This window comes from Parabacteroides sp. HGS0025, from assembly GCF_000969845.1.
Lineage (GTDB): Bacteria > Bacteroidota > Bacteroidia > Bacteroidales > Tannerellaceae > Parabacteroides > Parabacteroides gordonii.
Genome location: NZ_KQ033905.1, coordinates 120,943 through 130,105, shown reverse-complemented (window position 1 = coordinate 130,105; position 9,163 = coordinate 120,943). Strand labels below are relative to the sequence as shown.

Annotated in this window: 15 protein-coding genes; 6 read left to right on the top strand and 9 right to left on the bottom strand. The window is 40.2% G+C overall.

Annotated elements, in window-relative coordinates:
• Nucleotides 1-20: 20 nt before the first annotated feature.
• Genes HMPREF1212_RS24670 through HMPREF1212_RS24660 form a run of 3 tightly spaced genes read left to right on the top strand, consistent with a single transcriptional unit; the run spans nucleotide 21 to nucleotide 2,023 of the window.
• Nucleotides 21-404 carry a MobC family plasmid mobilization relaxosome protein gene (locus tag HMPREF1212_RS24670; RefSeq protein WP_007653828.1) on the top strand — a complete coding sequence of 128 codons (384 nt, stop codon included), beginning with the start codon at nucleotides 21-23 and terminating at the stop codon, nucleotides 402-404.
• A complete protein-coding gene (locus tag HMPREF1212_RS24665; RefSeq protein ID WP_046151523.1) occupies nucleotides 370-1,293 on the top strand; it encodes a relaxase/mobilization nuclease domain-containing protein in 924 nt (307 codons plus the stop codon). Before HMPREF1212_RS24670 ends, HMPREF1212_RS24665 begins: the two co-directional genes overlap by 35 nt.
• 4 nt (nucleotides 1,294-1,297) lie before the next feature.
• Nucleotides 1,298-2,023: a hypothetical protein gene (locus HMPREF1212_RS24660; protein ID WP_016277449.1), complete on the top strand. Its 726-nt coding sequence runs from the start codon at nucleotides 1,298-1,300 to the stop codon at nucleotides 2,021-2,023.
• Nucleotides 2,024-2,065: 42 nt separating this feature from the next.
• Here the strand turns inward: HMPREF1212_RS24660 and HMPREF1212_RS24655 are convergent, their stop codons facing one another.
• The 4 genes from HMPREF1212_RS24655 to HMPREF1212_RS24640 all read right to left on the bottom strand — a co-directional run bounded on the left by HMPREF1212_RS24655 (nucleotide 2,066) and on the right by HMPREF1212_RS24640 (nucleotide 3,718).
• On the bottom strand, nucleotides 2,066-2,398 hold the full coding sequence (locus tag HMPREF1212_RS24655) for a helix-turn-helix domain-containing protein (protein WP_005645903.1): 333 nt from the start codon (nucleotides 2,396-2,398) through the stop codon (nucleotides 2,066-2,068).
• A gap of 130 nt (nucleotides 2,399-2,528) precedes the next feature.
• Complete coding sequence (locus HMPREF1212_RS24650; protein WP_007653837.1) at nucleotides 2,529-2,939, bottom strand: RteC domain-containing protein; 411 nt, start codon at nucleotides 2,937-2,939, stop codon at nucleotides 2,529-2,531.
• Entirely contained in the window at nucleotides 2,902-3,141 is a 240-nt protein-coding gene (locus tag HMPREF1212_RS24645; RefSeq protein WP_007653839.1) for a hypothetical protein, read from the bottom strand. Before HMPREF1212_RS24645 ends, HMPREF1212_RS24650 begins: the two co-directional genes overlap by 38 nt.
• 10 nt (nucleotides 3,142-3,151) lie before the next feature.
• Complete coding sequence (locus tag HMPREF1212_RS24640; RefSeq protein ID WP_032942014.1) at nucleotides 3,152-3,718, bottom strand: cysteine hydrolase family protein; 567 nt, start codon at nucleotides 3,716-3,718, stop codon at nucleotides 3,152-3,154.
• A 128-nt stretch (nucleotides 3,719-3,846) separates the two neighbouring features.
• Between HMPREF1212_RS24640 and HMPREF1212_RS24635 the strand changes: the two genes are divergently transcribed.
• From HMPREF1212_RS24635 to HMPREF1212_RS24625, 3 genes are read left to right on the top strand one after another with little or no spacing between them, the layout of a single operon-like run.
• Nucleotides 3,847-4,182 (top strand): winged helix-turn-helix transcriptional regulator, encoded by a 336-nt coding sequence (locus HMPREF1212_RS24635; protein WP_007653850.1) that lies wholly within the window; start codon nucleotides 3,847-3,849, stop codon nucleotides 4,180-4,182.
• A gap of 45 nt (nucleotides 4,183-4,227) precedes the next feature.
• On the top strand, nucleotides 4,228-5,613 hold the full coding sequence (locus HMPREF1212_RS24630) for an AlbA family DNA-binding domain-containing protein (protein ID WP_046151522.1): 1,386 nt from the start codon (nucleotides 4,228-4,230) through the stop codon (nucleotides 5,611-5,613).
• Between the two features lie 9 nt (nucleotides 5,614-5,622).
• The gene (locus tag HMPREF1212_RS24625) at nucleotides 5,623-6,267 is read left to right on the top strand and encodes a hypothetical protein (protein WP_016277446.1); all 645 of its coding nucleotides are present in this window, start codon (nucleotides 5,623-5,625) and stop codon (nucleotides 6,265-6,267) included.
• A gap of 276 nt (nucleotides 6,268-6,543) precedes the next feature.
• Here HMPREF1212_RS24625 and catA read toward each other — a convergent pair whose 3' ends face one another.
• From catA to HMPREF1212_RS24600, 5 genes are all read right to left on the bottom strand, one after another.
• A complete protein-coding gene (gene catA, locus HMPREF1212_RS24620) occupies nucleotides 6,544-7,197 on the bottom strand; it encodes a type A chloramphenicol O-acetyltransferase (protein ID WP_046151521.1) in 654 nt (217 codons plus the stop codon).
• 115 nt (nucleotides 7,198-7,312) lie between these two features.
• A complete protein-coding gene (locus HMPREF1212_RS24615) occupies nucleotides 7,313-7,774 on the bottom strand; it encodes a hypothetical protein (RefSeq protein ID WP_046151520.1) in 462 nt (153 codons plus the stop codon).
• Between the two features lie 11 nt (nucleotides 7,775-7,785).
• The gene (locus tag HMPREF1212_RS24610; RefSeq protein ID WP_046151519.1) at nucleotides 7,786-8,193 is read right to left on the bottom strand and encodes a D-Ala-D-Ala carboxypeptidase family metallohydrolase; all 408 of its coding nucleotides are present in this window, start codon (nucleotides 8,191-8,193) and stop codon (nucleotides 7,786-7,788) included.
• The gene (locus tag HMPREF1212_RS24605) at nucleotides 8,177-8,389 is read right to left on the bottom strand and encodes a hypothetical protein (protein ID WP_046151518.1); all 213 of its coding nucleotides are present in this window, start codon (nucleotides 8,387-8,389) and stop codon (nucleotides 8,177-8,179) included. The genes HMPREF1212_RS24610 and HMPREF1212_RS24605 overlap by 17 nt, the downstream gene beginning before the upstream one ends.
• A gap of 43 nt (nucleotides 8,390-8,432) precedes the next feature.
• Nucleotides 8,433-8,873, bottom strand: coding sequence for an HU family DNA-binding protein (locus HMPREF1212_RS24600; RefSeq protein WP_046151517.1), 441 nt, complete (start codon nucleotides 8,871-8,873; stop codon nucleotides 8,433-8,435).
• Nucleotides 8,874-9,163: the final 290 nt, after the last annotated feature.

The window sequence follows — 9,163 nt, the reverse complement described above, 5'->3', positions numbered from 1 at the left end:
CCACCTAAAAGCAAAAACGTATGACAGGGATAAGGAATAAACCGGGAGGTCGCCCGGCAAAAAGCCGGATAGACAAGCAGAACCGGGTAGTCAGCACGAAGTTGACCGAGTTACAGTTCTATGCAATCAGGAAGCGAGCCACCGAAGCCGGGCTGCACGTCAGCGAGTACGTCCGGCAGGCGGTCGTTTCGGCAGAGGTAACGCCCCGGCTGAACAGGCAGGATGCGGACACTATCCGCAAGCTGGCGGGCGAAGCCAACAACATCAACCAACTGGCGCACCGGGCGAATGCCGGAGGATTCGCACTGGTAGCGGTGGAACTGGTGAAACTCAAAAACAGGATTGTTGAAATCATAAACCGGTTGTCGGATGATTGGAAAAATAAAAAAGGGAAGCGGATTTAAGGGCTGTGTAAATTACGTGCTGGGCAAGGAACAGGCTGCCTTGCTTCATGCGGAGGGAGTGTTAGCGGAAAGCAACCGAGACATCATACGCAGTTTCATTCTGCAAGCCGGGATGAACCCCGACCTGAAAAAGCCTGTCGGACATATTGCGCTAAGCTATTCCCCAGTGGACGCACCCAAGCTGACAGACGGGAAAATAATACAGCTTGCGCAGGAGTACATGCGTGAAATGAAAATCACCGATACGCAGTACATCATCGTGCGCCACCAAGACCGGGAACATCCGCACGTGCATATCGTGTTCAACCGCATAGACAACAACGGCAAGACCATTTCGGACAGGAACGACATGTACCGTAATGAACAAGTATGCAAGAAGCTGAAAGCCAAACACGGGCTTTATTTCGCTAAAGGCAAGGAGCATGTAAAGCAACACCGTTTGAGAGAGCCGGACAAATCCAAATATGAGATTTACAACACAGTAAAGAATGAAATTGGGGAATCAAGGAACTGGCAGCAGTTACAAACCCGGCTGGCAGAAAAGGGTATCGGGATTCATTTCAAGTACAGGGGACAGACTGGCGAAGTGCAGGGTATATCCTTTTCCAAAGGCGAATATACGTTCAAGGGTTCGGAGATAGACCGCAGTTTCAGTTTCTCCAAGCTGGATAAATGTTTTGGGGATGTGGGGCTGAACACTACCGAAAGCAACCGACAGACGATTTCCGCACCTGTTCAGGAGCTATCGCAGACACCGGGCAAAGCCGACAGTCCGTTACTGGCAGGCTTGGGCGGTCTGTTCTCTACCCCGTCCTCTCCGGCTGATGATACGCCCGACAATCCCGGTGAAAGAAAAAGGAAGAAAAAGAAACGACACTTAAAATTGTAGGAACATGGAAGAAAATTTAATTTTGGAGGGGCTTCTCTCTATGGTTACGGAACTGAAAGAACGGCAGGAGAAGCAGGTAACGCCAGCCAGCCGGGAGGAAACGATTAACCGACTGGACGTTATCGAACAGCGCATTTCGGAAATGCAAGGTAAATCCGGCATTACTGAAAACACGGTACGGGAGATTCTAAACCAAATCGGCAGTATCGGAAAAGGGCAGTCCGAGAACCAAAAACAAGACCTTGAAGATATAAAGGGGCTTATCGTGACCTCGCACCGATATTTCAAGGAACGGTTAAAGGTGTTGTTCCCGGCTGATGATACAACGACAGGGGAAGCAATGCCCGTTTCATGGTACGGCAAACTGACATACCGGGTAACTCCCTATTTGAAACCCAAGTTCTTTCTTCTTTCAGCAGGGATAATCATTTGTCTTGTGTCGCTTGCATTGAATGTGCGGTTTATACAAAGAATGCAGCGGTTACAGGACAACGATATAAAATACCGCTATATCCTGATGAAAGGAAAGGCAGACGGCAGCAGCCTTGATTTGCTGGAAACGAGGTTCAGCAGGGAACGGGACAACGATTTCATCCGAAGCCTGACCGATTCGGTGAAAGGCTTTGAATACCGCAGCAGAAAGCAGGCGGAAGCGTTGGAACGGGCAAGGCTGTTAAACGAGCAAGCCGAGCAGCTAAGGGAGCAAGCCGACAAATTAGGCAAGCCATAAAACAAAAGCGAAACCGGAACAGAACCGCCCCGGCTTTTTAATTCACTTCTTTTTCTTCGTGCAGTGTTCTTTCTCGAACTGGCGCAACGTGGTGACGCTGAACCGCTCCTTGATGAACTCCCGGACATCGGAAGCCTTGTAGTACACTTTTCCGCTGATTGTGAAGTACGGCAGCGCACCGATAGCCCGGTAGCGTTGCAGGGTCTTGATACTTACTTTGAACAGCAGGCACAAGTCCTGATTATCCAGCAGGTTGTCATCTTCGGGCAGCACCCTGTCGGCATTGCGCAGTACCCGTACATCCTTGCAGAGTTCTTCCAGTTTGGCGTACAGCTTCTGCATCCATACGCTGAAATCGTCATTGTCTATATACATGATTGCTTCATTTTTCTGATTATACATTATGGTCTGTCAATCGATTGATGAAGCAAAGTTCAGAAAACAGGTGCAAAGAAATTATAGGGGAACTAATGGAATCCCCTATAAATAAATCGTAAGCCGTTGGTTATCTGTACCCCTTCTTGTCATGTTCCTTTTTGATAAGTTCTACCAATCCATTAAGAAACCCGGTCAGTTTGCCCGGCTTTCGTTTTATCACGTCCTCATGTTTTTGGTAACAGTCGCCTATCTTGATGTTGAACAGCCATTCAAAGGCTTTCGCCAAGTCCACCAAGTAGGCGGGCTTGCCGTTCTGATACACGATGTCTTTGGAGAGGAACAAACCGCTTACCATTTCCATGATGTTGATAAGGGTTGTCTTGTCAGCGAGGTAGAGAGGGGAAAGTGGTTGTGTATTAGAATGTGTCCTGAACTGTTCGGGATATTTAATTCGTAACCTTATAATATAAATTTCTGTATTTATTATTCCTATTGCTTCATCAATAAATTGCGTAAAGGGTATTTTCCTTTTGCCCAAATTGCATACGATACAATTTGAGCTTGTTTAATCCCATTGAATAAAAACGTAATAGGACTGCATAATCCTGTTCTACTGTACTTATTTCTACTAAATAAGCAGTCAATTCATTGATAGCATCTGTCAACTCTGCAACAGATGCTTTGTGTTGAGTATATTCAGACAATAACTGAAATATGCTCAATTCAAGGATTCTTTTCATTTTCTTTAATTTAAAGTGTCGTTAAACATGATTTTATGTACTCGTCAGTCGATATAATAGTGGCATAAAATGGTGTTAATGCAGCTAAAAAAATAGCTTGCACTTTTTCTGCTTCTACCTTAAAACCTTGAAATTCTAAATCTTTAGTAGCGCAAGCGTCCTGTATTATAGTGCATTTATATCCCAAGTCTTTAGCAGCTCTTACGGTAGCATCCACGCACATGTGTGTCATCATACCACAAATAACTACATCTGTGATATTTTTAGATTGTAACAAATTATTTAATTCTGTCTGATAAAAACTGTTCGGAGAATGTTTAATAATTATATCTTCGTTTTTTATCGGAGCAACACTGCTATGTATTTCTGCCCCTATAGTATCAGGTAGAAAAAAAGTTGCATCCTGTCTAGATGAAATATGCCGTATATATATAACTGGTAGGGAATTTAACCTAAAATAATGTATAAGTTTTTGCGCTTTTAATACAGCATCCAAACTGCCTACCAGTGGATATAATCCACCTTCAAAATAATCATTTTGGAGGTCTATAAGAATTAATGCTTTCTGTTTTTTCATTTTTATGCTTTTAATATTTCCCACAAAGTTAAATGTTTACTATCTTTGTATCAAGTATGTACAATTTAGTATGATACAGACTAAAAGGTATCGAATATTGATTATCAAATTAATGTGCTCAAATAAAAATGAATAAGAACATTAAAAAAGATATTTGTGTGCTTGATTTTGCTTTCCAACGGATAGGAGGGAAATATAAAGGACGTATTCTTTGGGCTCTGTCAAAACATACGGTTATGCGATATGGTGAACTGAGCCGTGAAATATCCGACATAAGTACAAAGATGCTCACACAAACCTTGAGAGAGTTGGAAATGGATAATTTGATTCATCGTGAAATGTATCCCCAAGTTCCCCCAAAAGTCGAATACTCTTTAACCAAGACAGGCAAGGAGCTTATTCCATTCATTAAATATTTGGTTGATTGGGGATATAAAAAAATGGCTGAAGAAAACGAGAATTGATTAATTTTCATAATAACTAATTTTGTATCATCGTCATAAAAACTTATGCTGAATACAGAAACCATACAATCACTCATTGACAGTGGAGAGGGCTACAATGTGGAGTTTAAAGTTCGTGTTCCTTCAAAGGTTCGTGAACTGACAGAGGAAATATGTGCTTTCGCCAATGCAGACGGAGGATATTTGCTTATTGGAGTAGATGATAACGGGCAAGTGGTAGATACTAACTTAGAAAACGATAAGCGTTCTGCTATTCAAGGTTCTATCAGCGAAATATCTCCTGCACTCCACTGTGAACTGTATTCCGTAAATATTGTGAATAAAACTGTTTGGGTGATTGATGTTCCGTCCGGCAAGGATAAACCTTATATATTCTCCGGTTCTATCTATGTCCGTGAGGGGGCAAACTCACAGAAACTTCGCACAGCCGAAGAAATGCGCAGCTTCTTTCAGGAGTGTAACAAAATCTTCTTCGACCATATACCCTGCCATTGGTTCAATATCTACACAGATGCAGATGAACAGATGATTAAGGATTTCCGAACAGAAGCAAAACTAAGTCCATCCACACCCGACAAACAAATATTTGAAAACTTGGAACTGTTTACCGAGAATGGAACGGCAAAGAACGGTGCAGCGATGTTCTTCGGCAAGCAACCTGAACGAAAGTTTCCACATGCTACCACAAGGTGTGTTCTTTTCAAGGGAACGAATAAAGTCTATATTATAGATGATAAAACATTCGGAGGTTCATTGTACCAGCAATACCTACAGGCTATAGCTTGGTTGGAAAGTAAACTGCAAGTAGCCTATAAAATAGAGGGAACAGGACCAAGAGAAGAAATTTGGGAAATACCTCTGACCGTATTTAAAGAAGCCATTATAAACGCTCTGTCACATCGTGATTACTATGAACAAGGTGCAAGCATTATGATAGAAATGTTTGACGACCGGGTAGAGATTTCCAATCCCGGAGGACTTCTGCCTGTTGTGGCTAAAGATTTCGGGCATAAAAGCATGACACGTAATCCGTTAATTTTCAGTTTATTTACCCGTATGCACTTAGTAGAAAGAGTTGCATCCGGTATTCCTCGTATGCAGGAAGCCATGAGGGAAGCAAATCTGCCTGAACCGGAATTCCATACAGAGGGGATGTTTACAGCAGTATTCAAACGCCAAATCTCTAACTCTGCCAACTATGACACAGTAAATGGCATAGTAAATGACATAGTAAATGATACTATAAACGAGAATGAACAAGCTATTCTCAATCTATTGGTAACTACTCCCGGCTTAAATGCTTCTGAAATCAGTAAGCATATCAACAAAAGCTTAAGAACGACTATGCGATATATCAAGATTTTACAAGACAAAGGTTTGATAGAATTTAAAGGCGCACCCAAAACTGGAGGATATTATATATTAATTTAATAGATATTTATGGAACAAAATTTTTTAGAATCAAATTTTTTACAAACTATTATAATGACAATAACTGTTTGTGTTACGGCTATTATCTATTGGAATAATAAAAGAAATGCACTTCAAGCAGCAGCAACTATATTGAAGCTTCAAATTCAGGATATTGAAGAAAATATTGAAACATTGAAAGCGGAAGCGATTGTAGGAAACAGTTTGTCAGAACAACCATTATATTATTCAAGAATTATTTTTGAAGAGAATAGTTGGTTAAAATATAATCACATGTTTGCTAATAAACTAAAAGCTTCCGATTTTGAAACAATAGATAAGTTTTTTAAAGTAGCTCAAGAAATTAAAACTCAACAGATTTTTATCAAAATGAAAATCCAAGATTCAATAAATACTAAATGCTCTTTTTATTATTTACAACAATATAATAGAATAAATCAAACAGTATCTGATATTAGAGAAAATAGAGAACAACTTTGTACATTTGATTTACAATATGCTAAAACTCTATACAATACTCCAGCTTTAAGTGTCGGAACATATATACATCAAGAATTATGTAATGGGTTAGAAAAAGGATTAAATAGATACCAAAAACTATCAGGAAGTATTGCTTTTCAAAAACTATGTGAAGTTGGCAAGATTATTCGTTAATACTTATTTGTTTTTTACTTCTTAATTACTATCTTTGTATTCAGAAATCGTACCCAAGATACAAACTAATGTCGAACGGTGCAAAGCTGTGAAAACCTTATTCAAGGGACTAACATCGTGATAAAGATATAACTTATTGAGAAATAGTGCTATACAAACCGATTTTCGGTTGCTGGTGGCACCACAGAAAATCAAGCAGTTACTTTAAAAGTAACTGCTTTTTTCGTTTATAAGCTCATCCTTTTCACAAAAACAAAGAGTAGACACATTAGTACTCTATAATAACCACTCCTTATGGTTTGAAGACAACTCCTGTAATAATTGTACGAATCTCCCGACGTGAAATCCGTCGCATACAGCATGATGGACTTGTATGGAGAGCGGCATTAAAACGGAAGACTCTGTTTCGATAAATTTGCCTATTGTAAAAATTGGAGGCAAATAACGTCCCTCGTTAAACACATTTATATTAAATCCGGTAAAGCCCATCCAGGGTAAAGCCGATATCGTGAAAGAATTGGAAGGTTCATTTTGTTTCGGTTTTAAGGAAGTTGATCGTGAATATTTATCTATATCTTCAATACAACTGTCATAAAATCGACTAAAGACACGATTATAGCTAGTCCATATACTGGAAAATGTTTTACTATCCTTATTAAATATGGTATAGCATGGATTTACTTCACTCCAATACCCCAACTCTCCGTAAGAATTAATATCCATTCTAAATTCCTCACACTGATTTACAACAGTAGCAATCATATAAATTTGTACGGGGTATATCCTTTTACTCATCTCTTTTACAGCAGCTTTTAATCCTGTAATATCAATATTTACAGTCAGGCTGTATGTGCAACGTAACTCATTCATATAATGAATGTAATATTCTTTTCGATTCCATTTTTCTATATCTATCTGATTAAATTTCATATAATGGTGTCTATCGACGTCATAAATTAGACAATGAGTTAATTTGCAAGTGTAAATATAAGAAATTTACAGGAAATAGCAAATAAACGCATCTTCCTGATTATATATGACAACCTCAAAAAAACTTCCTTATCACCCATCCTCCTCCCACTACGAGTAGCAATACAACGCCCCACCAAAAAGAAGAAGAGACCTTTGTTGTTTTATTGGTTATAACATTTTCTTCTTTATTGATGAAATGGGTTTCTTCCTTTTTTATATCACCAGAAACAGTAGTAAGCGACTCTGTATTTCTATCTTCCGTTACTCTTGTTACTGAACGGATATATTGATTTTCCAGGCTATCCGGAGGAGATAGTTCGATATGTTCGAGACGAAGCTTTTGAAAACAGGCAGTTTGGAGTTGTTGGGATAAGGAGAGGCTGTCGGAATGAGCAACTACCCGGGTTGAAACTGTGTTGCGCTGAGTATGCCGGGTACTACTCAGTCGTCCGGTATGGCAACCGGACGACAGGACAAGGAGTAAAAAGGATTGGATGACGAATATCATCAGGAAATAGGACTTTCGATCTTTCATAATGACTGTTCTTATCTATATAATATCTGATATCGCTGTTTACCGTTTGTCCGGTACGACAAATGAAGGAAATGCTTCTTTCGGTAAAGAATTGCCTGATCAAAAGGCAAACCACTCTTTTTAAGCGTTTCCAACAGGAGGTAAATGTCCGGGGCATAACAATCGGCCGCTTCCCCTTTTACATGCTGGCTCGAACGGACACCACCGGCCAAACGGTTTACTTCCGGACTACGATAGCCACTGGTAATGGCTATCGGCTTATTGAAAGCGATACGGAGAGGCTGAAGTAGGCATTTTACTAATTCGCAGATAGCACAACGGGCTTCTTCAGGCGGATCGTTACGCAGACCGTTTACTATCGCAATACAACTGTAAGTCATTTCTTCCCAGGTGAAGTCTCTGCTAATGTTCTTTTTCATCTTTTACTTGTTTTATTTTGTATGAATAATCGACACCGAACAAGGCGCCGGCAAAGGTGCTGATCTCGCCAAAGGCGACGAGTACACTGTTATGGATCTCTCCGGAGGGGGCAACCCAAAAACCGGAGAAAAGGAGGACAATCCCACTCAGGACGAGCAGGATTGCCATTACTAACTGAACCGTTAACCGTTTCATCCGATCACTCTTTAACTGTTAACCGTCAATTACAGACTGTCGGCTATTCAATAACAGGACGATCGTCCTCACCTGTTCCCGAACCGCTCTCTTTCTTCTCTGCTTCCTCTTCAAACTTCGTGATCTGGTTCGACCAGCGCAGACTTGAGCCCGGTGTAAATACAATACGGGCCTTTTTGATTTTGGAAGCATTGAAATCATCTTCATTTTCCGTACCGGTGGATTTGACCGACAAACGGAAATTACCAAACTCACCGACCTGTACGATGTTTCCCGAACGAAGTTCCAGCCCCATCGCCCAGTTCAATGAGTCAAGGATCGCTTTTACATCCGCACTCGACATAGCTGAACGGTTAGAGATCAGTTCACACAACTTTGCCATGTCGCAATAACCAGAGGCCTTTGCCATCGCATAAGTTTTTACTTTGTCCTTGTCTGCTCCAAACATGATCTTTCGCTGTACTTTCTTAAATTTCAAACTCATAACTTTTAAGTTTTAATTGTTAGATATTTGTTGTTGACTACAGCACAAATGTACGATGGAGAAAAAAGGGGAAATTCCTGAATAAATACAGCTAGAATGCTGATATAAAGAGAACTAAAAAAAGGATATTAAATTTACCCGATTTAATTCAGGAAGACTATTGAAACTTTATTATAAGTTTTTAAGAAACTAATTACTATTCACCTCAATTTTAAAACAAACCGTCCCGCTAACACCTTTATTTGAGTCAGCGGGACGGGATTTGTGTGGGAGTAACTACCGAAGTATGT

What these genes read in the sequence shown, in the direction of transcription:
- HMPREF1212_RS24670 (WP_007653828.1), top strand. Translation starts at nt 21, where the DNA reads ATGACAGGGATAAGGAATAAACCGGGAGGTCGCCCGGCAAAAAGCCGG.
- HMPREF1212_RS24665 (WP_046151523.1), top strand. Translation starts at nt 370, where the DNA reads ATGATTGGAAAAATAAAAAAGGGAAGCGGATTTAAGGGCTGTGTAAAT.
- HMPREF1212_RS24660 (WP_016277449.1), top strand. Translation starts at nt 1,298, where the DNA reads ATGGAAGAAAATTTAATTTTGGAGGGGCTTCTCTCTATGGTTACGGAA.
- HMPREF1212_RS24655 (WP_005645903.1), bottom strand. Translation starts at nt 2,398, where the DNA reads ATGTATATAGACAATGACGATTTCAGCGTATGGATGCAGAAGCTGTAC.
- HMPREF1212_RS24645 (WP_007653839.1), bottom strand. Translation starts at nt 3,141, where the DNA reads ATGAAAAGAATCCTTGAATTGAGCATATTTCAGTTATTGTCTGAATAT.
- HMPREF1212_RS24640 (WP_032942014.1), bottom strand. Translation starts at nt 3,718, where the DNA reads ATGAAAAAACAGAAAGCATTAATTCTTATAGACCTCCAAAATGATTAT.
- HMPREF1212_RS24635 (WP_007653850.1), top strand. Translation starts at nt 3,847, where the DNA reads ATGAATAAGAACATTAAAAAAGATATTTGTGTGCTTGATTTTGCTTTC.
- HMPREF1212_RS24630 (WP_046151522.1), top strand. Translation starts at nt 4,228, where the DNA reads ATGCTGAATACAGAAACCATACAATCACTCATTGACAGTGGAGAGGGC.
- HMPREF1212_RS24625 (WP_016277446.1), top strand. Translation starts at nt 5,623, where the DNA reads ATGGAACAAAATTTTTTAGAATCAAATTTTTTACAAACTATTATAATG.
- catA (WP_046151521.1), bottom strand. Translation starts at nt 7,197, where the DNA reads ATGAAATTTAATCAGATAGATATAGAAAAATGGAATCGAAAAGAATAT.
- HMPREF1212_RS24615 (WP_046151520.1), bottom strand. Translation starts at nt 7,774, where the DNA reads ATGAAAGATCGAAAGTCCTATTTCCTGATGATATTCGTCATCCAATCC.
- HMPREF1212_RS24610 (WP_046151519.1), bottom strand. Translation starts at nt 8,193, where the DNA reads ATGAAAAAGAACATTAGCAGAGACTTCACCTGGGAAGAAATGACTTAC.
- HMPREF1212_RS24605 (WP_046151518.1), bottom strand. Translation starts at nt 8,389, where the DNA reads ATGAAACGGTTAACGGTTCAGTTAGTAATGGCAATCCTGCTCGTCCTG.
- HMPREF1212_RS24600 (WP_046151517.1), bottom strand. Translation starts at nt 8,873, where the DNA reads ATGAGTTTGAAATTTAAGAAAGTACAGCGAAAGATCATGTTTGGAGCA.